Origin of the sequence: Streptomyces roseoviridis (genome assembly GCF_039535235.1) — a bacterium.
GTDB lineage: Bacteria > Actinomycetota > Actinomycetes > Streptomycetales > Streptomycetaceae > Streptomyces > Streptomyces roseoviridis.
Window position 1 is genome coordinate 2,211,626 of the sequence record NZ_BAAAWU010000001.1, and the last position, 21,063, is coordinate 2,232,688.

Genomic DNA, 21,063 nt, shown 5'->3' on the forward strand with positions numbered 1-21,063 from the left:
CCTCGCACTCGTAGGCCGACGACGGGCTGGGGCTGAGGTATGGCAGCACGTGAGGACACCACGGGCGCGGAGTGGGTCAGCACCGAGCTGAGCGGCCATCTGCGCGGTCGGCGCGCCCGCGACACGAAGCCGGAGGTGGCCCTCCGGCGTGCCGTACACCGGCTCGGCCTCCGGTTCCGTCTACAGCGCAAGGTGGCTGCCCGTTGCACGGCGGACTTCGTCCTGCCCAGGTACAACGTGGCGGTGTTCGTCGACGGGTGCTTCTGGCACGGATGTCCTGTGCACGGCCCGAGGACGTTCCGCGGCCCCAACGCCTCCCTGTGGGAAGCGAAGATCGAGACCAACAAGGAGCGCGACCGCCGGAACACCACAGCAGCCGAGGCCGCCGGCTGGACCGTCGTCCGTGTCTGGGAGTGTGAGATCCGGGCGGACGTCGAGCGCGCTGCGCTCAGCGTCGCCCGGCAGTGCGACCAGGCTCGCGAGCCTGGTTCGGCACCGTCTCCCGTCCGTGGGTCCCGGTCAACGCGTCCGTGAACAGGTCGCCCGAGACGCTCTCCCTGGCGACGCAGTACTTGCTCAGGGGGCACAGCTCGCAGAGCGGCTCTTTGGCCCGGCACAAGCTGCTTCCGATGAGCCGCAGCGCCGCCATGCGCAGAGGCGCGTCCTCGCCGGCTCCGACGAGCTTCACCAGGTCCACTCGACCGTCGCTGAGCCTGTTCGTGCGGTCCGAATCACTGCCGTGCAGACGGGCGGCGACGCGCAGCGCCCCCTGCCCGATCCACAGGAGATCCTCGCCGACCAGCAGCCGGTAGACCGTCGCCTCAGCCGGCTTCAGCTGCAGCTGCTCGCGAACCTTCTCCTCGTCACCCCAGACGCTCGACTTACCGATCACCGCGGCTAGCCGGGCGACCCGCGCCTTCGCTGCCTCGGAGGGTGCTGCCGCAGTGAGTGCCTCGAGCGCAGCCTTGCTCAGGGACGTCCGCCCACGCACGACCTCGACCATCTCCGCCAGCTGCGCGGGCTGGATCCGGGTCCCGGACAGTATGGCCACGACGGCGGCCTGCAAGCCGGACACCTGCTCGCCCGGAAGCTGGTACCAGTCCTCCGACTCACGCCGTCCTTCGGCCCAGGCGGTCAGGTCCCTTCGCACCGTGCGCCAGTGCGGCTGGAGCCCGCCTTCGCTCGGCTGCTCGTCGCCCACGGGCAGCAGCGCCTCCGCCGCAGCCTCGCCAAGCAGGGGAGGCACAGCGTTACCGATCTGACGGAAGGCGTCACTGCGCGTGCCGGCGAACCGGAACTTGTCCGGGAAGGTCTGCACCCGCGCGGCCTCGCGCACGGTGAGGGTGCGTGGCTGATCCTGGTCGGGGTGGATGTACCAGTAGCCGTCCTTGGCGATGTGGGCGGTGATCGACCTGCTGAGGTCCGACCAGTCGAGCTTCTTGTACTTGTCCGTGAAGTGGTCGGCCTTGTAGCGCTGTAGCTCCGGGGAGATATGCGAGTACAGGGTCTTGGAGTCCATGCTGGAGAAGATCTCCGCGTCGTCCTTCCGGACCCGTCGGGTCATGTGGTCCCACACCCGGTCCTTCCGCGCCCGCTTACGCATGTCCCGAGCGAACTTGGAGAGCTCGGACGGCTCGTCGTACGGGAGCTCGCGCTGCCCGACACGCTCGGTGGGTACGACAGGCAGCACCGGAAGGTCACCGATGGCGTCACGCAGCGTGGTCCGCTGATCGTGCTCCAGCTCCTGCCGCCACGAGAAGCGCTCCACGTCGTTCCTCGCCAACAGGATCAGCCGCTTCCTGTGCTGCGGAACGCCGTACTTCCACGCGTCGACTAGGCGGACCTGTGTCGCGTAGCCGAGATCCTCCAGCTGCTCCTCGATGGTGCGTACCACGAAGAAGTCATCGCCGAGACCCATGTCCGGCACGTTCTCCATGAGGACCGCACGCGGTCGAAGGCGCTTCACGACGTCGAGGTAGGCACTCCACAGTTCCTTGCGGCGATCATGAGGATCGCGGCCGTGATGCTCCACGAGGCTGCGGATCTTACTCCGGCCAGCCCTGCTGAACGGCTGGCACGGCGGGCCGCCGGCCACCAGATCGATCTTGGCCGGCGCCAGCATCTCGACGAGTCTGTCCCGCTCGTCAGGATCGCCCAGGTCCATATGGAGGCTCATGCCCGGGAAGTTCGCGGCGTGCGTCTGGAGCGCCCTCTCGTCGAAGTCGACCGCGGCTGCGACCGTCCACCCGGCTCGCTCCAGTCCGAGGCTCAGCCCCCCAGCTCCGGAGAAGAGGTCGACGGCCAAGCGCTTACCAGCACCGAAGCCACCGAGCCACCTGTCGAAGTTCTCGGGCTTGCAGCTGTTCCTGTGACGCTTGAGCTCCAGGTAGTCGCTTCGCTCCAGAGGCACCCCATAGTGCTGCCTGCGCACTGCGCCAACCTCCATCGGACGAGAAGAACGAGCACCAGGAGATCACACAACCTCTGGCAAGATCAAGAATCCGGCGTCTACCTCGGATGACTGGATCGATCTGGACGCCCCAGGCGCCCCGAGAATATTACGCAGCACCCACCCCTGTGACCGAAAGCAGCCCCAAGTTACTCCGGAGAGGGTCAAGCATACGGATAAACACTGACAAGATCGCCAGGAGTCCTGTTGTCCATGCCACCCCGGAGAAGGGCATCGCTCGCGGCAGCACAAGCACCAGGGCTCATGCATTGCCTCGTTCGCGGCATCGGTTTCCGCCCCGAGACGATGCCGGCATCCTGCGGTTTGCCGATCCCGTGGTCGAGCTGGAAGGCCCCGAAGGTTCGGGGGAGATCCGGAGTAGTACGAAGCTGACGCGAGCCAGGACTTCGGGTCATCGGTCGCCTGCCTCTGGCACGGGCGTACCGGCCCGGGGACCGGGCAAGCCGCCCTTCCCGCTATCCGACGGCGGAATACCCGCAGCCTCCCGTTGACTGGTCTCCTTGCGAAGACCACGGGAGGGGGCGCTGGTGGCCGACCTGATGTTGTTCCGGGGACGCGGACGGGCGGGACGTGGAGCTGCCCGGTTCGACGGTGTCGCTGGAGGTGGAGCTGCAGCGGCGGGTCGAGGCCGAGCTGGAGCAGATGCTTGGTATCCGGTTCCTGGCGTCGGAGTATCCGACCGGACCGTGGCACCGGGGCCGGATCGACACGCTCGGGCTGGACGAGAACGGCAGTTCCGTGGTGATCGGTTCAAGTTCTACGAGGGGCTCAAGAAGGTCTCGGGCTGGGAGTCACTGTCCATCACGCAGGCCGCCCAGGCGGTGCAGCGGTCGGGCTTCCTGGAGGCGTACGCCAAGTGGGAGCCGCTGGCCACAGCGCTGCAGAAGGCCATGGAGCCCCTGCTGCCGAAGGCCGGCGGCGGTGGCGGTGACGCGTCGCCGAATCCGGCGCCGGACGGTGCCGTTGGTCCTTCGCCCGGCACCGCGGGCGGCTGCACCGCCGAAGGGGACAGGACCGACTTCGGCACCATCCCGGCTGGCGCGCTGCCCAAGGAGTACAGCATCCCCGCCACCGCTCCGCGAGCGGCAACATGAGCGTGAAGTACAAGGAGACCGCCCGCGGCGGCCTCGCGGTGAACATCATCGAGTGCTGACCGCGCCGCGGTGACGCGCCTGCCCCGGCCGACGGCGGAGGCGGCGGCGAAGACGGAGGCGGGCCGGGACACGGGCCCGCCTCCGACGAAGGACCGGGTGGCGGTCAGTCGCGCGGGTCGAAGAAGCCGGCCGCGCGGGACAGGATCGCCGGGTCGGCTTCGAGGTCGCCGGGCCGGTGGGCGCGGGCCAGCAGGGCTCCGCGCCACTCCATGGCCAGGTAGTCCGCCGTCCGCCGGAGCATGCCCGTCAGGGGCTCGGTGTCGCGGTCGTCGCCCCGGGCGTACGCCGTGACGGCCCAGAGGTTCTTGCCCCGCATCCGCTCGCGGAACGAGACGTCCGGCAGGGCGATCCAGCGGGCCCAGTAGTCGAGGTAGAGCTTCGTGGCCGCGGAGACGCTGTACCAGTGCAGCGGGGAGGCGACGACGATGTCCGTGCTCTCCAGCGTCGCGTCGAGGAGCACCTTCTCCGCGCCGCTCGGGACCGGTCCGGCCGGCTGCGCCGGGAGCGGCAGGTCGCACAGGTTCAGCCAGCCGCTGGTGGAGTCCGGCGGCAGACCCTCGGCCGCGTACCGGGCCAGGGTCTCGGTGTTCCCGCCGCTGCGCGGGCTGCCGAGGATGAAGGCGAAGCTCCGGCTCCGTACCGGTACGGAGGCGAGGGTGGCGGTCACGGCGTTCCTCACCGCTCGGCGACGAGCCGCAGGTGCTCCTGGGCGTCGCTCAGCAGCCGGTCCGAGTAGTCGATGCGGCCGCCGGTACCGGCGTAGCGCAGCTTCCGCTCACCGGAGGTGCGGCGCAGGATGGTGACGCTGTTCTGCATCAGCTTCTGCGACTCGAGCAGGCTGACGACCTCCAGCTCGCCGGGGTGGCGCTGCTGGAACTTGGCGATGTAGCGGCGGACGGCGTCGCCCTCCGGGTAGGTCATCAGGTAGTGCATGACGATGAGTCCGCCGTCGGGGTCGATCAGGTCCCAGAAGTGGTCGAAGAACCACAGGCACTCCCAGGCGTCCACCCACGCGAAGTCGATGGGGGTGAAGTCCTCGGGCAGCTTGTCGAGCGAGTCCTTCAGGTCGGCGTTGACGACGGTCACCCGGTCGTCGAGGCCGAGTTCGGTGAGCACCTCCCGTACCCGGCCGGCCGAGGAGTCGGCGATCGAGAGGTTGTCGACGGCGGCGAGACGGGGCCGGTAGGGCTCCAGGTGGACCGAGGGCGTCACGAGCGGCGGCTCGGACAGCAGCCAGGCGTCGTCGAGCGGGCGGCCGGCGTCCAGGTGGGAGCGGGTCTTCGCGGCGAGCGCCAGGGACTCGGCGGCGACCGTCTCCTCGGCCTCGGCGAGGGCGGCGGCGAGGAAGGGGGTGGTGTATCCCATTCCCACCTCGAGCACGCGCCGCGGACGGAGCAGCTGGACGAGGTTCGCGAGGAGCGGGCCGACGACTTCGGTGCCCATTCCGGGCACGGCGAGCCTGGCCACCGCCGAACGGAACTCTTCACTGTGAATCGAATGAGTCATTTCCATCCCTTGTAAATACGGTGTTCACCGAATCGGAGAGGCCCACTCATCGTTTCCGGCGGAAGGTTGCCGCAACAACGCCCTGCCCTAACATGTATGCGCAGCGCATGATCACGCAGGGGGGCAAATGTTGCAAACAGGTTGTGATAGCACGCCATGTGGGCCAGGTCTGTGCGGGGCGGGACTCCGGCGCTACGAGAGCGCCGTCGCCGCGGGCGGGGCACCGGCCGACCCGCCCGTCCACTGCGCGACGGAGCTCGGCCTCCTGGAGCCCGCGGTCGGGGAACCGGGCCTCCTCTCCCCCGTCACTCCGGCGATCGCCGCAGGCCGGGTGCTGACTCCGCTGGAGGAGACGCTGGCCGAGGGCCGGCGCCGGCTGGAAGCCCTCACCAAGACCTTCGAGACGGCCGAGGCCGTCTTCGAGGGGGCCCGGCAGCGCGGTCCGCAGTCCTCGACGGTGCTGCGGGGTGCCCATGAGATCGCCGAGACGATCGACGCGGCGGTGGGGACCGCCAAGTCGGAGCTGCTGACCGCCCAGCCGGCGGTCGCCGTCCTCCGGAGATCCTGGAAACGGTGGTCCGACGGAATCTGGAACTGCTGGCGAGGGGAGTCCAGCAGCGCACTCTTTATCAGCACGCGGTGTGGAATCATCCGCCGACCGCCGAATACATCCGGACCGTCGCGGAAGCCGGCGGATCCGTCCGCACCGTGGACGAAATGTTCGACCGGGTCATCATCGTCGATCGCACGGTCGCCTTCATTCCGACGAGTTCCGATTATCCGGACGAGGCACTGGAGGTCCGCGATCCCAGCATCGTCTGGTACCTGGCCAACGTCTTCGAGTACGCGTGGGCACGCGGCACGCCGGTCGATCCCGCCGTCCACCGAAGACCCGAGATCGTGGTCTCCGAGATCGAGCAGAGCATCATCCGCTTCCTCGTGGCCGGCCACACCGAGGAGAAGATCGCCCGGGGCCTCGGCATCAGCCGGCGGACCGTGGCCGAGTACATCAGCCGGATCTCCCGGCGCCTCGGCAGCGTCAGCCGGGCCCAGCTGGGCTATCTGATCGCGACGAAGGGCCTGCTGTCGGAGGCGGAGGGCGAGCGGAGCCCCGCTAGCGACCCGCCGCGGCCTTGAGGGCTTCGGCGCGGTCGGTGCGCTCCCAGGTGAAGTCGGGGAGCTCGCGGCCGAAGTGCCCGTAGGCGGCGGTCGCGGCGTAGATGGGGCGCTTGAGGTCGAGATCGCGGATGATCGCGGCCGGGCGGAGGTCGAAGACCTCGGCGATGGCCTGCTCGATCTTCTCGGTCCCGACGGTGTGGGTGCCGAAGGTCTCGACGAAGAGGCCGACCGGCTCGGCCTTGCCGATCGCGTAGGCGACCTGGACCTCGCAGCGCCTCGCGAGCCCGGCGGCGACGACGTTCTTGGCGACCCAGCGCATGGCGTACGCAGCCGAGCGGTCCACCTTCGACGGGTCCTTGCCGGAGAACGCGCCGCCGCCGTGCCGCGCCATGCCGCCGTACGTGTCGATGATGATCTTGCGGCCGGTGAGGCCGGCGTCGCCCATCGGACCGCCGATCTCGAAGCGGCCGGTGGGGTTCACGAGCAGGCGGTAGCCCTCGGTCTCCAGCTTGATGCCGTCCTCGGCGAGGCGGGCGAGGACGTGCTCGACGACATGGGTGCGGATGTCGGGCGCGAGCAGCGAGTCCAGGTCGATGTCCGAGGCGTGCTGCGAGGAGACCACCACCGTGTCCAGGCGCACCGGGACATCGCCGTCGTACGCGATGGTGACCTGCGTCTTGCCGTCGGGGCGCAGGTACGGCACGGTGCCGTTCTTGCGGACCTCGGTCAGCCGGCGGGAGAGCCGGTGGGCCAGGTGGATGGGGAGCGGCATGAGTTCCGGGGTCTCGTCGCAGGCGTAGCCGAACATGATGCCCTGGTCGCCGGCGCCCTGTGCGGCGAGCTCGTCGCCCGCGCCCTCGACCCGGGACTCGTACGCGGTGTCGACGCCCTGGGCGATGTCCGGCGACTGGGCGCCGATGGACACCGACACACCGCAGGAGGCGCCGTCGAAGCCCTTGAGGGACGAGTCGTAGCCGATCTCCAGGACGGTGTCCCGGACGAGCGTGGCGATGTCCGCGTACGCGCTGGTCGACACCTCGCCGGCGATGTGGACCTGCCCGGTGGTGATCAGCGTCTCCACCGCCACCCGCGAGGCCGGGTCCTGGGCGAGCAGGGCGTCCAGGATCGTGTCGCTGATCCGGTCGGCGATCTTGTCGGGATGGCCCTCGGTCACGGACTCCGAGGTGAACAGACGGCGGGACATGATGTGCTCCGGAAGGTTGCGGCGGGCGTCGGTGACGTCGCGGGCGAGGGCCTGGCAGACCTCCGCCGCGTGTTCGAACAGATAGAAGTGGCCTCCGGGCCACGCGTGCGCCTTGGTCGCGGCGCGGGTGTGGCCGGCCCAGGGGGCGGCGAGCTCGGGTCCCGCGACCGGGTCGTCGCGGCCGGTGAACAGCGACAGCGGCACGCTCAGCGGTGGTCCGGGGTGTTCCGCGTAGGTGTCCACGACGGCCAGGTCCCCGCGGAGCGCCTCGACCATCGGCTCGACGAGTTCCGGCAGCGCGAGCACCTCCTCGGGCGTGCCGCCGAGCTCCCGCATGAACCGGGTCAGCCGGTCCCGCGACCACAGGTGCCGCTGGGCGCGGTCGGGGCGGTGGCCGGGCGCGGGAGCGCCGGACAGGCCGACCCAGACGGGCGGCCGTCCCCGCCGGGAGAGTTCCCGGGACAGCTCGTACGCGATCAGGGCGCCCATGCTGTGGCCGAAGACGCCGTACGGTCCGCGCACCGCCCGTCGGGTGAGGGGGGCGAGCCAGTCGACCGCCTCGCCGGTGCTGCGGCAGCCGTCCTCTCCCCCCGCCATCATCCGGCCGGGGAGGTCCACGGCGAGGACCCGCCAGTCGGCGGGCAGGTGCCGCAGGAGCGGGGCGAACGCGGCCGCGGAGCCGCCGGCGTGGTGGACCAGCAGCAGGGTGAAGGGGTCGTCGGCGCCGGGAGCGGGCGCCGGCTCGGGGGCGGAGACCGGCGCCAGGAAGCGGCGCAGGTCCTTCCAGCCGGCGTAGGGGCGGGCGGGAGCGGTCATCGGCCTCGGTACTCCAGTGCGGTGACGCCCCAGGTGAAGCCCATGCCGCTGGTGGCCACCAGGACCAGGTCCCCGGGAGCGAGGCGCCCCTCGGCGATGAGGTCGCCGAGGGCGATCAGCGGGTCCGAGCCGCCCATGTGTCCGTAGCGGTGGTAGTTGAAGACGCTCTTCTCGGCGGGGATGCCGAGCGCGGCGAGCAGCTTCTCGTGCATGCCCTTGTCGCCCTGGTTGATCAGGAGGTACGCGACGTCCCCCACCTGCCTGCCGAGGGCGGTCAGCACGTCGTCGACGCGGGCCGGGAAGTTCTCCAGGTAGGCGTCGCCCAGGCCCTGGCGGCGGCCGCGGCGGCGCATCAGGACCCGGTCGTCCTCGATGTCGCCGGAGTAGTAGTCGGCCCAGGAGGGGTCGGTGCGCATCGACGAGGCCAGGACGTCGAGGAGGCAGTCCTCGCGGCCCAGGAGGACGGCGGCGGGGGCGTCGCCGAAGTTGAACAGGGCCTTGGACTCGGGGTCCTCGTGGTCGACGAGCCGGCTGAGCCGGTCCCCGATGAGGACGAGGGCGTGGCGGGCGGTGCCGAGGGCGAGTTCGGCCAGGGCGGTGCGGACGGCCGTCATACCGCCGTTGCAGAAGTTGGTGACCTCGAAGCAGTGGGCGTGGCGGATGCCGAGTTCGTCCGCGACCTTGGCGGCCGGGGACCAGAACGGCTGGTCCCACTCGCCCGAGCCGGCGTAGACGACGTGGCCGATGTCGTCCGGGGAGATCCCGGTGCGGTCCAGGACGGCGCGGCCGGCGGCCACGGCCAGCTCCCAGGCCGCCTCGTCCTCGTCGAGGGCGGGGAACTCCTCGGTGTGGGTGATGGCGAGGATGTCGGCCACCGGCACGCCGGACGCGGCGTGCAGCTCGGCGACCTCCACCTTCGACGAGGGGAACACCACCTCGAAGTCGACGATTCCGCCCACTGTTCTCGTTGCCTTTCGCTGGTCGGTCATGTCAGTCGCGGACGGCCGAGCGTTCGCGCAGCCGGTTCAGGTGCTCCAGGCTCGCGAGCACGGCGGGGGTGGGCAGCCCGAAGTCGATCAGGCAGGCCACCTCGTCGACGCCGATCTCGCGGAAGCGCTCCACCATCGTGGCGGCCTTGCCGACGGTGCCGAGGAGGCCGCCGTCGTCGAAGTAGCGGTCGAAGGAGCGGGCCACGATGAAGTCGACGTCCTCGGGCGACAGCCTGGAGGCGTCGATGCGCCGGCCGTCGAGCTGCGAGCCGAGCAGCAGCCCGAGGGAGCTGCGCAGATAGTCGCTGAGCGGGGCCCGTACGGTCTCGCGCACGGTGTTCTCGTCCTCGCCGAGGAAGGCGTGGACCATCAGGGCGACGTGGCCGGTCCAGCCGTCGCCGCGGCCGAGTTCCGCGACGGCCTTGCGGTATTCGGCGATCTTGTGGGCGAGGTCGTCGAGGTCCTGGCCGAGCAGGTGGGTGAGCAGTCCGGAGCCGGAACGGCCGGCGTTGCGGAAGGTCTCGACGCCGCCGGCGCTGGTGACCCAGACCGGAAGCTCCGGCTGGACCGGCGGCGGGTAGACGCCGAGCCGCTGCTCGGTGCCGACGCCGTCGGTGACGGCGATCTTCTCGCCGCGCCACAGGGCGCGGACCTGCTCCACCTGTTCCAGGAGGATCTGCCGGCGGTTCTCGTAGTTCTCCGGGCGCAGCGCGAAGTCGGTGGCGTGCCAGCCGGAGGCGAAGGAGAGCCCCACCCGGCCGCCGGACAGGTTGTCGACGACCGACCACTCCTCGGCGATGCGCAGCGGGTGGTGGAGGGGGGCGACGACGCTGCCGGCCCGGATGCCGACGCGTTCGGTCACGGCGGCGATGGCGGCGCCGGTCACCGACGGGTTGGGGTAGAGGCCGCCGAAGGGGTGGAAGTGCCGCTCGGGGGTCCACACCGCGCTGAAGCCGTTGCGGTCGGCGAACTTCGCTCCCTCCAGGAGCAGTTCGTAGCGGTTCTCGGAGCCTTCGGTGCTGTCGTTGGCGAAGTAGAAGAGGCTGAAGTCCATGGGGTTCTCCGATCGGGCGACGGCTCAGGCCACGGCCGCTTCGGCGCCCGTGTCGGGGGCGGGCCTGCGGGTGCGCTCGGCCCAGGCCGCGACCGCGGGGGCGGCGAGGCCGGCGCCGAGGAGCAGGGCGGCGAAGACCATCCAGGCGGGCCAGCCCAGCCGGACGATGAGCAGGGTGGCGAGGGCCGGGGTGACCATCGAGCCGAGCTGGGTGGACATGCCGAACATGCCCTGGTACTGCCCCTGGGCGTGGTCGGGGGCGAGACCGAAGGCCAGCGACCAGGAGCCGGCGCTGTAGAGCATCTCGCCGATGACGTGGACGACGGCGCCGGCGAGCAGGGCGGCGACCGCGACCCACACCGGCCGGTCGGCGGCCAGTGCGAAGAGCGCGCAGCACACGGCGAGGAGGACACCGCACCGGCGCAGGGTGCGGGCGCCGCCGCGGACGTCCTCGCTGCCCTTGCCGGCCCGCACCTGGAAGAGCACGACCATGATCGTGTTCAGGATGAGGATGGCGGAGTACAGCCATTTCGGGGCGCTGGTCTGGGTGGTGATCCAGATGGGCAGGGCCACGGTGAGGATGGCGACGTTCATCACCAGGACCGAGTTGAGCAGGGCGACGGCGGCGTACGGCAGGTCGCGCAGCACCACCCACCGGGGGCCGGTGTTCTCCTTGGGCGCCGGGTCGACCGAGGGCACGGTCAGGTAGGCGCCGCCGGCGACGAGGAACATGAGGCCGCCGGCGATCAGCAGGCCGACGTAGGCGGGCCGGTTGTCGAACCAGAGGGCGACGGCGCCGGCCGCGGCGCCCAGGGTGACGCCGAGGTTGCTGACCGCCCGCATGTAGGACCAGGCGCGGACCCGGTCCTCCTGCGGGATGAGGCCGGCGATGAGGGCGCCGCGGGCGGCGTCCGTGGAGGACTCGGCCATCAGGGCGAGGCTGGTGACGACCACCAGGCCGGCGAAGCTCTCCACGAAGGCGTAGGCGCCGACGAAGACGCCGAGCAGCATGAGGAAGCCGACCGTGGTGTTGCGGGGACCCACGACGTCGGCGAGCCGGCCGGCCGGGATGCTCGCGGCCATGGCGAGGGCGGCGCCGATGCTGAGGGCGAGGCCGACCTGCTCGGCGGGGATGCCGACGGTGCGGGTGAAGAACAGGACGCTGACGGCCATCAGGACGCCGTGTCCCGCGGTCTTGGCGAAGTTGCTCAGACACAGGGTCCGGACGATGCCGGGCGGCGGGACGATGTCATCGAGAAGCGCCATGGTGGCCTCCGTGGCCGCCGGCCGGTCCGGCCGCGGCGAGGTCGTGGGACTGGAGCTCGCGGGTGATGCGGGGCCGGTCGACCTTGCCGTTGGGGTTGAGCGGCAGGGTGTCCAGGTGCCGGAATCGCCGGGGCACCATGTGGACCGGGACGCGCTTGCGCAGCCAGCGGCCGAGCAGCTGGGGCTCCAGGGGGGAGCCGGTGTGGCAGCCGACGAGTTCGACGTCGTCGCCGTTCCTCAGGGCGACGACGACGGCCTGCGCGATGTCCGGGTGGCGGCGCATGGCGGCCTCGATCTCGCCGAGCTCGATCCGGTAGCCGCGCACCTTCACCTGGTTGTCGAGGCGGCCGAGGTGGACCAGGTTGCCCGCCTCCCACCGCACCCGGTCGCCGGTCCGGTAGTAGTGCTCCGCGGTGAGCGGCCCCTCGCCCTCGTAGGGGGTGACGCCGTCGTCGTCGTGGCGGAGGAAGCGGCCGCGGTTGTCGGCCGGGTCCAGGTAGCCGTCGAAGCGCTGGGAGCCGCGGACGACCAGTTCGCCCTCCGTGGCGGGCCTGCCGTCCTCGTCGAGGACCAGGTGGTCGAGGAAGTCGTAGACGGGCCCGATGGGGACGGTGTCGTTGGAGGTCGGGGGCCAGTCGGCGGGGTCGGCGGGCAGCGCGAACTCGGTGCACGCCACGGTGAGTTCGGTGGGACCGTAGACGTTCTCGATGGCGGCGTTCGGGGCGACCGCGCGCCAGGCCTCGGCCTGGTCGTAGGAGAGCTGTTCGCCGATGAACACGCTCATCCGCAGCCCGGTTGCCCGCCCGGTGGGCAGGTTGCCCAGCTGGGCGCTGACGGAGACCACGGACGGCACGGAGAACCAGTGGGTGACGCCGTTGTCGACGATGTAGTCGACCGGCGAGAGGAGCTCCGCCCGGCCGGGCACCACCAGGGTGGCGCCGCCGCCCCAGGTGACGAACAGGTCGAAGACCGAGGGGTCGAAGGTCAGGTCGAAGGTGTGCGAGGTGCGGCAGCCGGGGCCGATCCCGTACCGCTCGATGTTGTGCGCCAGGTACGGGCTGAGGTTGCGGTGCCGGATCGGCACGCCCTTGGGGCGGCCCGTGGAGCCCGAGGTGAACAGGACGTACGCGATGTCGTCCGGGCCGGTGGTGTACGGGGGCAGCTCCGGGCCCGGCTCGGTGGCGGCCGCCCGCCCGGCGGCGGCGACCTCCTCGCTGTCCAGGCGCAGTTCGGTCGGCGCGCATCCGGCGAGCTCCCCGTCGAGCTGGCCGGCGTCGGCCGCGTCCACGACGAGGACCTCGGTGCCGGCGAGCTCGCAGATCGTCCGGTTGCGCTGGGCGGGGAAGGCCGGGTTGACCGGGGTGACGGTGGCGCCGAGCCGCTGGCCGGCCAGGTAGGCGGCCAGGACGGCGACGGAACGGGTCGCCATGACGGAGATCCGGCGGGGCGCGGAGCCGTGCGCGGCGAGGATCCGGGCGGCGACGTGCTCGGCGGCCCGCCGCAGCTCGCGGTAGCCGAGGCGGGTGGCGCCGGCCTCCACGGCGGGCTCGTCCGGGTACCGCTCGACGGAGGCGTCGAACCAGGCGTAGAGGGTGTCAGCCATGCGACACCTCGGCGCCCGCCTCGGCGGGGACGGCCAGGTCCGGCGCGTCGAGCCGCATGGTGGTGGGCGGCTCCTGGCGCGAGGGCTCGATGTGCAGCAGCTCGATGCCCTCGCGGCCGGGTCCGGTGACGGCCGCCGCGCAGGCGCAGGCGTCGTCGGCGAAGCCGGCGAAACGGTAGGCGACCTCCATCATGCGGTTGCGGTCGGTGCGCCGGAAGTCGGCGGCCAGGTGGACGCCGGCGGCGGCGGCCCGGTCGGTCAGCCAGCGCAGGATGACGGCCCCGGCGCCGAAGGAGACGACCCGGCAGGAGGTGGCGAGCAGCTTGAGGTGCCAGACGCCGGGCAGCCGCTCCAGCAGGACGATGCCGACGGCGCCGTGGTCGCCGAAGCGGTCGCTCAGCGAGATGACGAGGACCTCGTGGCCGGGGTCGGCGACCAGGCCGCGCAGCTCGGCGTCGCCGTAGTGGACGCCGGTGGCGTTCATCTGGCTGGTGCGCAGGGTCAGTTCCTCGACGCGGGCGAGGTCGTCCTCGGCCGCCCGCCGGATGGTCATGACGAGGCCGAGGGTGCGCAGGAAGTCCTCGTCGGCTCCGGTGAACTCCTCGCGGGCCGCCTCCCGGCGGAATCCCGCCTGGTACATCTCCCGGCGGCGGCGCGAGTCGGCGGTGGTGACGGGGCTGAACTCGGGCAGGGAGGGCAGGTCGAGGACCTGTTCGGCCGGGTAGCAGCGCACCTCGGGCAGGTGGTGGGCGACCTCGGCGCGTTCGGCCGGCTGGTCGTCGACGAACGCGATCGTCTTCGTCGCGAACTTCAGCTGCTCGGCGATGTCGCGCACGGAGGCGGACTTCGGGCCCCAGCCGATCCGGGCGTGGACGAAGTACTCGGCGACGCCGAGCCGCTCCAGGCGCTCCCAGGCGTGGTCGTGGTCGTTCTTGCTGGCGACGGCCTGGAGGATGCCGCGCTCGTCGAGGGTCGTGATCACCCGGCGGACCTCGTCGGAGAGGACGACCTCCCCGTCCTCCAGCAGGGTCCCCTGCCACAGGGTGTTGTCGAGGTCCCACACCAGGCACTTGACGGCCGTGATGTCCTGCTCGGTCCCGGTCTCGGGCTTCGTCTCCGTCACGGTCACACCTCCCAGAGGGTCACGGCCCAGGCCGCGACCGGGCTGTTGTTGAGGACGAGCACGAGGTCGCCCGGGGCGAGTTCGCCGGTCGCGAGGAGCCGGTCGAGGTTGAGTACGACGTCCATGGCGCCCAGGTGCCCGTACGCGGCGAGGTGTTCGTTGCACACGGGGTGGATGGGCAGGCCGAGGAGGGTCTCGTAGAACTGGTAGGCGCTGGAGGTGACGTTCTGCATGAGCGTCGTGGCGACGGCGCTCTTGTCGACCCCGGCGTCGGCGAGGACCTGCTCGACCATCCGGCCGAGGCGCATCCGGCTGTTCATGGCCAGTTCGAAGCGGTAGCGGTCGGGCGAGGCGCATTCCTCGCGCCACTCGTAGAACGGCACCTGCTTGTAGTCGACCCGGAAGAGGTCGTGGAAGGTGCCGTCGGTCTCCATGCGGTGCGCCCGCAGCACCGGCCGGCCGCCGCGGACCAGCGTCATCGCGTAGGCGCCGTCGCCGATCACGGTGACCGGGTACCGCACCCGGTCCAGGCCGGTGGGCCGGCTGCCGTGGGCGATGAGGACACCCTGCCGGGACGGGTCGGCGAGGAGCAGGTCGCGGCCCAGGGCCCAGGCGGCGCTGGAGCCGGTGCAGCCGAGGCCGTCCACGGTGAAGGCGAAGGCGCCGTCCAGCTTGGCCTCGGCCTGGACGCGTCCGACATCGGAGCCGAGCAGCACGTCGGGGGCGCGGGGGCTGACCAGCATGAGGGTGTCGGGGGTGCCGGGTGCGCCGGGCGCGGTGCCGCCCTGCCGGTCGAGCAGGCCGCGGACGGCCTCCGCGGCGAGGTCCCCGGCGGTGCGGTCCTCGCACACGCCGACGGTGGCGATGCCGCTGCCGCGGGCGAACTCGGCCTCCTCGGGGGAGAGTCCGGGGAACTCGGGGAGCTCTTCGAGGGGCGTGCGGACCTCGGGCAGGACGGTGTGGATCGCGCCGATGCCGATGGGGGCGGTGGTGCTCATGACCACACCGCCAGGGCGTGCTTGCCGAGCAGGAGCTGGCTGATCTCGTTGCTGCCCTCGATGATCTCCATCAGTTTGGCGTCCCGGTAGGCGCGGGCCACCGGGCCGCCGTCCTGGGCGCCGGCCGAGGCCAGGACCTGGACGGCGGCCGTCGCGCCGCGGGCGGCGTTCCCGGCGGCGAGGTGCTTGGCGGTGACCGCGGACGTGACGAGCTCGGGGCTGTTCTCGTCCCAGCAGCGGCTGGCCTGCTCGCAGCAGCGGGCCGATGCCTCCTGGGCGACGTGCAGCTCGGCCAGGTGCCGGGCGACCAGCTGGTGGTCGGCGAGCGGCGAGCCGAACTGCCGCCGGGTGGCGGCGTGCGAGGCGGCGGCCCGCAGGCAGGCCCGCAGGATGCCGACGCAGCCCCAGGCGACGGAGACGCGGCCGAAGGTGAGCGCGGAGGTGACGAGCCAGTCGACGGGGAGCCCGGCGCCGCCGAGGAGGCTGTCGGCGGGCAGCCGTACGTCGTCGAAGGTGACGTTCGCGTGGCCGGCGGCCCGGCAGCCCATCGGGTCGGCGACCCGTTCCACCGTCACGCCGGGCGCGTCCGTCGGGACGACCACGGCGCCGGCGCCGGCGCCGTGGCGGCCGAAGACCACGAGCAGGTCGGCGTAGGCGCCCACCGTGATCCATGCCTTGCGGCCGTCCAGGACGAGGGTGTCGCCCTCGGTGCGGAGGGTGGTGGTCATGGCGCCGAGGTCGCTGCCCGCGCCGGGCTCGCTGAACGCGACCCCGGCGAGCCGGCCGGAGGTGAGCAGGGACAGGTAGTGCGCCTTCTGCTCCTCGCTGCCGAGGCGCTCGACGGTCCAGGCCGCCATGCCCTGGGAGGTCATCACGCTGCGCACGGAGGAGCACAGGGAGCCGACGTGGGCGGTCAGTTCGCCGTTGTCGGCGCTGCTGAGGCCGAGGCCGCCGTGCTCGGCGGGCACCTGGGCGCACAGGACGCCCTTGCCGCCGAGCTCGCGCAGCAGGTCGAGCGGCAGCTCGCCGGCCCGGTCCCAGGCGTCGGCCCGGTCGCCGATCAGCTCCGTGGCCAGCTGCTCCGCGTCGGCGCGGGCGGAGCGGCCGCCGGACGGGTCACTCATCGCCGCCGCCCTTCAGGCGCAGGACGAGTGCCGTCATGGCGTCCACGCTGCGGAAGTTGTCCAGCGTGAGGTCGGAGCCGCCGACCTGGACCCCGAAGGACTGCTCGACGTGCACCAGGAGCTCCATGGCGAACAGGGAGGTGACCAGGCCGGTGGAGAACAGGTCCACGTCGGCGGCGACGGCGGTCTTGGTGCGCTGCTCCAGGAAGGCGGTCAGGGTCTCGCGGATGACGGTGTCCTGCGGGGTGGTGTTCTGCTGGGCGGTGGGGGTGCTCATGACGTGCTTCCTCCGTATGCGAAGAATCCGCGGCCGGTCTTGCGGCCGAAGTCGCCGGCGGCGACCTTCTCCAGAAGCAGGGCGCAGGGCTCGTAACCCGCGTCCCCGGTGCGCTCGTGCAGGACGCGCAGGGAGTCGACCACGTTGTCGAGGCCGATCAGGTCGGCGGTGGCCAGCGGTCCTGTGGTGTGGCCGAGGCAGCCCTCGAAGGCGGCGTCGACGGAGGCCGGGTCGGCCACGCCCTCGGCGACGATCCGCGCGGCCTCGTTGATCATGCGCTGCAGGATCCGGTTGATGACGAAGCCGGGTCCGTCGCCGACGACCACGCCGTGCTGTCCGAGGGCCTCCAGGAGGGCGCGGGCCTCGGCGAGGGCGGCCTCGCCGCTGCGCGGGCCACGGATCAGCTCCGCGGTGTGGATGAGGTAGGGCGGGTTCATGAAGTGGATGCCGACCAGGTCCTCCGGCCGGGCCACCGAGTCGGCCTGCTCGTCGATCGGGACGGCGGAGGTGTTGGAGATCAGCAGGGTGCCGGGGGCGACCGCGGCGGAGGCCTCGGCGAGCACCTTCGCCTTGAGCGGGGCCAGTTCGGTGACGGCCTCGACGACGGCGGTGGCGTCGGCGATGTCCTCGACGCGGGTGGTGGTGACCAGCTCGCCGGTGGCTCCCTCGCGGGGCAGCTTGCCCATCATGCGGGCGAGCCGCAGCTGGCCGGCGGTCGCGGTGCGGGCCTTGGCGAGGATGTCCTCGGAGACGTCCACCAGGATCACGTCGATCCCGCGGCCGAGGGCCAGGGTGGTGATGCCCGTGCCCATGACGCCCGCTCCGATGACCGCGAGCCGGTGGCGGCGGTCGTTGACGGTGTCGCTCACTTCTCCCCCTCGGGGTCGCCGCCCGCGCCCTCGGCCGCCAGGGCCGGGAGCAGCGAGCCGATGTCGTCGGTCCGGTGGGCCAGGAAGGCCAGGCCCTTGCGCAGCTGCTCGCCGGTGACCAGCGGGGACAGTCCGCTCTTGCGGAGCCACGGCTGCCAGCCGCGGGCCTGCACGCCGGCCTCGTCGAGCTCGTGGCCCTCCATCTCGTACAGGGCCGTGGCGGACAGCACCTTGCTGCCGGTGGCCTGCGCGCGCTCCGCGATCAGCCGCTGCCATTCGGTCAGCGGGACGGTGCGGGTGGGCAGGCCGGCCTCCTCCAGCGCCTCGAAGAGGTCCTCGAGGCTCGGGGAGATCTCGTCGACCAGGTGGTAGGCGCGGCCCACCGACTTGGAGGACATGGCGAGTTCGGCGACCGCGCGGGCCAGCACGTCGACCGGGGAGACCGGCATGCCGCGGTCGTCGACCGGGCGGGCGCCGACGACCAGGCCGCTGGCGAGCAGGAACCAGATGAGGTCCTTGTCGTTGCAGGCGCCGGTCTTGCTGGACGCCATGATCAGGCCGGGTCGGAAGACGCGTACCCGCATGCCGTCCTGGTCGGCGCGCTCCAGGATGCGCTCGCCGACCCACTTGCTGACGCCGTATCCGCCGAGCTGCGGGTCGAGCGGCTGCTCGCGGGTCTCCATCAGCTGTCCCTCGGCGCCGGCGGGGGCGGTGGCGGCGACGGTGGAGATGAAGCTGAAGTCGCGGATGCCGAGCGGCCGCATCCAGTTGAGCAGGCCGACCAGCGGCAGGATGTTGTCCTCGCGGAGCATGCGGTACGGCTCGGTGAAGACGACCTTGGCGGCGCAGTGCAGCACGTGCTCGACGCGGCCGGCGAGTTCGCCGTCGCGGTAGGTGCGGCACAGGGTGCCGATGTCGCGCAGGTCGCCCGGGACGGCGTGGACCCGCTCCGGGTCGGGCTCCGGCAGGCCGAACTTGGCGGCGGTGGCCTTCAGGCGGGCCATGCCCTCGGCCTCGTCGGCGGCCCGTACGACGCAGTACACGCGGCCCTTGGAGGCGCGCAGCAGCTCGTCGAGGAGGAAGGCGCCGAGGTAGCCGGTGGCCCCGGTGAGCAGGACGTCCTTGCCGGGGGCGGACCGCTTGGCGAGCGGCTCCAGGGCGATCTGGAGGTCGGCGTCGACGAGCGCGCCGTCACCGTCGGCGGCCGGGTCGACCTCCTCGTCGCCGAGTCCGGCGCCGTTCTTGAGGCCCTCGACGATGGTGGTGAGGCGGCGGACGGTGGCCTGGCTGCCGCCGGCCCGGTGGATGTTGATGAGGACGCCGAAGCGCTGCTGGATCTCCAGGACCATCTGGACGGAGAGCAGCGAGGTGCCGCCCAGGGCGCCGAACTCGTCGTCGAGGCCGATGGTGTCGAGGCCGAACAGGTCCTTCCAGAGTTGGACGAGACCGGCTTCCACGGTGCCCTCGGCGGCGGTGGACACGCCGCCCGTGCCGGATCCGGCGGGCGTGGCGGGGGCGACCGGGCCGTCGTAGGTGAGGCGGTCGAGCGCCCAGTGGCGCTTGCGGGTGAAGGGGTAGGTCGGCAGGGCGACCCGGCGGCCGCGGCGGCCGCTGAGCGCGGACCAGTCGACCTCGGCACCGTGCAGCCACGCGGTGGTGACGGCGTCGTCGATGAGGTCGGCGAGGGCGTCCTCGTCGAGCGGGGCGGCCGAGTCGGGCAGGGCGATGACGTGGCGGCCCTTGGCCGGCTCGCCGTGTCCGACGAGGACCGGGAAGCGGCCCTCGGGCAGGGTCTCCTGCGGCCCGGTCAGGACGTCGCCGAGCTCGGGCAGCGCGGCGCGCAGCCCCGCGACCAGCGCGGCGGACGGCTGGGGGGCGTCGGCGGCGGGAAGGACGAGCACGGGGCGGCGGCCCGCGGCGCGCTCGGTGCGCACGGCCGGCGGCCGGGGCATGCGCAGGGCGGCGGCCAGGCGCTCGCGGGGGGCGGTGACCACGCGCCGCTCGTCGAAGGCGGCCCGGCCCACGCGCAGGGTGTGGGCGACGTCGTCGGCGTCGAGGCCGCCCTCGTCGAGGGCGTCGGCGAGGCGGCGGGAGAGCTGGTCGAGCTCGGCGCGCGTGCGGGCGGACAGCACCAGGCGTACGGTGTCGCGGCGCGGTGCGGCGGGGCGCACCGGCTCGGGCGGGGCGGCGAGCACGACGGCGGCGTTGGTGCCGCCGACGCCCATGGAGTTGACCAGCACGTGCCGGTCGGCGTCGGTGCAGTGCTCGCCGGTGGTGGTGACGAAGAAGGGGCTCTCGTCGAGGATGCCCGGGTCGCGCGGCCGCTCGAAGGTGGGGTGCGGCGGGATCTTTCCGGTGCGGGCGACGTGGACGGCCTTGATGAAGCCGGCGATGCCGGCGGCGGGGCCGGTGTGCCCGATGTTGGACATGACCGAGCCGAGGGCGCAGTAGGCGCTCTTGTCGGTGGTGGCGCGGAAGGCCCGGTTGAGCGCGATGAGCTCGATGTTGTCGCCGACCGGGGTGGCGGTGCCGTGGGCCTCGACGTAGCGCAGCTTGTCGGCGGTGACGCCTGCGGTGCCGAGGGCGGCGGCGACGACGTCGGCGACGCCGCGCGGGCTCGGGGCGATGAAGCCGAGGCGGTCGCCGCCGTCGTTGCCGACGGCGCTGCCGCGGATCACGGCGAGGACGTTGTCGCCGTCCGCGAGGGCGTCGTCGAGGCGGCGCAGGGCGACGACGCCGACGCCGGAGCTGTACGTCGTACCGGTGGAGCTCGCGTCGAAGGAGCGGCAGTAGCCGTCCTCGGACAGGACGCCGCCGGGCTGGTGGCGGTAGCCGCGGAAGGGTTCGAGGACGGTGGCGCCGCCGGCCAGGGCGATGTCGCACTCGCCGGAGAGCAGGCTGAGGGTGGCGTAGTGCACGCCGTAGAGGGAGGAGGAGCAGCCGGTCTGGAGGCTCACGGCGGGTCCGCGCAGGCCCAGCTTGTAGGCGGCGCGGGAGGTCATGAAGTCGGCCTGGCCGCCCACGGTGAGTTCGAGGTCGTCGACGGCCGCGCGCAGTCCGGACTCCCTGGCCTTGGCGGCGAGCAGGGCGGCCGAGTAGTTGCCGGCGGCGCTGCCGGCGAACACGCCGACGACGGGGCCGCCGTGGGTGTCCTTGCGGACGGGGTGCCCGGCGGACTCCAGGGCCTCCCAGCAGGCTTCGAGGAAGATCCGCTGCTGGGGGTCGATGGTCTCGGCCTCGCGCGGCGGGTAGCCGAAGAACTCGGAGGCGAACTCCTCGACGCCCGGCAGGGTGGTGGCCACCCGGACGAAGGAGGGGTCGGCGAGCATCTCGTCGGTGACGCCGGCGGCCTTGAGCTGCTCGGGGGACATCTCGCGCATGGAGACGACGCCGCGGTCGATGTTGCGCCAGAACTCCTCGGCGGTGGTGGCGTCGGGGTAGCGCAGGCCGATGCCGATGACGGCGATGTCGGTGCTGTTCGTCATGGTTCC

17 protein-coding genes and 1 pseudogene are annotated in these 21,063 nt (G+C 72.1%); 3 read left to right on the plus strand and 15 right to left on the minus strand.

Going from position 1 to position 21,063, the window contains the following annotated elements; translation table 11 throughout:
* Positions 1–39 precede the first annotated feature (39 nt).
* Positions 40–534: a very short patch repair endonuclease gene (locus tag ABD954_RS09830; RefSeq protein WP_345485505.1), complete on the plus strand. Its 495-nt coding sequence runs from the start codon at positions 40–42 to the stop codon at positions 532–534.
* On the opposite strand, the gene ABD954_RS09835 is transcribed toward ABD954_RS09830, so the two are convergent.
* Positions 449–2,431, minus strand: coding sequence for a DNA cytosine methyltransferase (locus tag ABD954_RS09835; protein WP_345485506.1), 1,983 nt, complete (start codon positions 2,429–2,431; stop codon positions 449–451). The genes ABD954_RS09830 and ABD954_RS09835 overlap by 86 nt on opposite strands.
* A 725-nt stretch (positions 2,432–3,156) precedes the next feature.
* On the opposite strand from ABD954_RS09835, the gene ABD954_RS09845 reads away from it, so the two are divergent.
* Complete coding sequence (locus ABD954_RS09845) at positions 3,157–3,564, plus strand: hypothetical protein (protein WP_425584120.1); 408 nt, start codon at positions 3,157–3,159, stop codon at positions 3,562–3,564.
* A gap of 163 nt (positions 3,565–3,727) precedes the next feature.
* Here ABD954_RS09845 and ABD954_RS09850 read toward each other — a convergent pair whose 3' ends face one another.
* On the minus strand, positions 3,728–4,291 hold the full coding sequence (locus ABD954_RS09850) for a flavodoxin family protein (RefSeq protein ID WP_345485508.1): 564 nt from the start codon (positions 4,289–4,291) through the stop codon (positions 3,728–3,730).
* 8 nt (positions 4,292–4,299) lie between these two features.
* Positions 4,300–5,130 carry a class I SAM-dependent methyltransferase gene (locus ABD954_RS09855; RefSeq protein WP_345485509.1) on the minus strand — a complete coding sequence of 277 codons (831 nt, stop codon included), beginning with the start codon at positions 5,128–5,130 and terminating at the stop codon, positions 4,300–4,302.
* 573 nt (positions 5,131–5,703) lie between these two features.
* Here ABD954_RS09855 and ABD954_RS09860 point away from each other — a divergent pair.
* Positions 5,704–6,267 (plus strand): helix-turn-helix transcriptional regulator, encoded by a 564-nt coding sequence (locus tag ABD954_RS09860; protein ID WP_345485510.1) that lies wholly within the window; start codon positions 5,704–5,706, stop codon positions 6,265–6,267.
* Here the strand turns inward: ABD954_RS09860 and metK are convergent.
* The 12 genes and pseudogenes from metK to ABD954_RS09920 all read right to left on the minus strand — a co-directional run bounded on the left by metK (position 6,245) and on the right by ABD954_RS09920 (position 21,057).
* Positions 6,245–7,453: a methionine adenosyltransferase gene (metK, locus tag ABD954_RS09865; RefSeq protein ID WP_345492063.1), complete on the minus strand. Its 1,209-nt coding sequence runs from the start codon at positions 7,451–7,453 to the stop codon at positions 6,245–6,247. The two genes, ABD954_RS09860 and metK, sit on opposite strands and share 23 nt — an antisense overlap.
* A gap of 57 nt (positions 7,454–7,510) precedes the next feature.
* Positions 7,511–8,269, minus strand: a pseudogene (locus ABD954_RS09870) (thioesterase II family protein); the annotation flags it as partial.
* A complete protein-coding gene (locus tag ABD954_RS09875; RefSeq protein WP_345485511.1) occupies positions 8,266–9,258 on the minus strand; it encodes a 3-oxoacyl-ACP synthase III family protein in 993 nt (330 codons plus the stop codon). The gene ABD954_RS09875 and the pseudogene ABD954_RS09870, both read right to left, overlap by 4 nt.
* Before the next feature lies 1 nt (position 9,259).
* Entirely contained in the window at positions 9,260–10,312 is a 1,053-nt protein-coding gene (locus ABD954_RS09880) for a MupA/Atu3671 family FMN-dependent luciferase-like monooxygenase (RefSeq protein ID WP_345485512.1), read from the minus strand.
* Positions 10,313–10,336: 24 nt separating this feature from the next.
* A complete protein-coding gene (locus ABD954_RS09885) occupies positions 10,337–11,578 on the minus strand; it encodes an MFS transporter (RefSeq protein ID WP_345485513.1) in 1,242 nt (413 codons plus the stop codon).
* Positions 11,562–13,181, minus strand: a complete 1,620-nt coding sequence (locus ABD954_RS09890) for an amino acid adenylation domain-containing protein (protein WP_345485514.1) — start codon at positions 13,179–13,181, stop codon at positions 11,562–11,564. Before ABD954_RS09890 ends, ABD954_RS09885 begins: the two co-directional genes overlap by 17 nt.
* Positions 13,174–14,304 (minus strand): HAD-IIIC family phosphatase, encoded by a 1,131-nt coding sequence (locus ABD954_RS09895; protein ID WP_345485515.1) that lies wholly within the window; start codon positions 14,302–14,304, stop codon positions 13,174–13,176. Before ABD954_RS09895 ends, ABD954_RS09890 begins: the two co-directional genes overlap by 8 nt.
* Positions 14,305–14,306: 2 nt before the next feature.
* Positions 14,307–15,302 carry a 3-oxoacyl-[acyl-carrier-protein] synthase III C-terminal domain-containing protein gene (locus ABD954_RS09900; protein ID WP_345485516.1) on the minus strand — a complete coding sequence of 332 codons (996 nt, stop codon included), beginning with the start codon at positions 15,300–15,302 and terminating at the stop codon, positions 14,307–14,309.
* Positions 15,299–16,426 carry an acyl-CoA dehydrogenase family protein gene (locus ABD954_RS09905; protein ID WP_345485517.1) on the minus strand — a complete coding sequence of 376 codons (1,128 nt, stop codon included), beginning with the start codon at positions 16,424–16,426 and terminating at the stop codon, positions 15,299–15,301. The genes ABD954_RS09900 and ABD954_RS09905 overlap by 4 nt, the downstream gene beginning before the upstream one ends.
* Positions 16,419–16,703 (minus strand): acyl carrier protein, encoded by a 285-nt coding sequence (locus ABD954_RS09910; protein WP_345485518.1) that lies wholly within the window; start codon positions 16,701–16,703, stop codon positions 16,419–16,421. Before ABD954_RS09910 ends, ABD954_RS09905 begins: the two co-directional genes overlap by 8 nt.
* Positions 16,700–17,572, minus strand: coding sequence for a 3-hydroxyacyl-CoA dehydrogenase family protein (locus tag ABD954_RS09915; RefSeq protein WP_345485519.1), 873 nt, complete (start codon positions 17,570–17,572; stop codon positions 16,700–16,702). The genes ABD954_RS09910 and ABD954_RS09915 overlap by 4 nt, the downstream gene beginning before the upstream one ends.
* Complete coding sequence (locus ABD954_RS09920) at positions 17,569–21,057, minus strand: thioester reductase domain-containing protein (protein ID WP_345485520.1); 3,489 nt, start codon at positions 21,055–21,057, stop codon at positions 17,569–17,571. The genes ABD954_RS09915 and ABD954_RS09920 overlap by 4 nt, the downstream gene beginning before the upstream one ends.
* Positions 21,058–21,063: the final 6 nt, after the last annotated feature.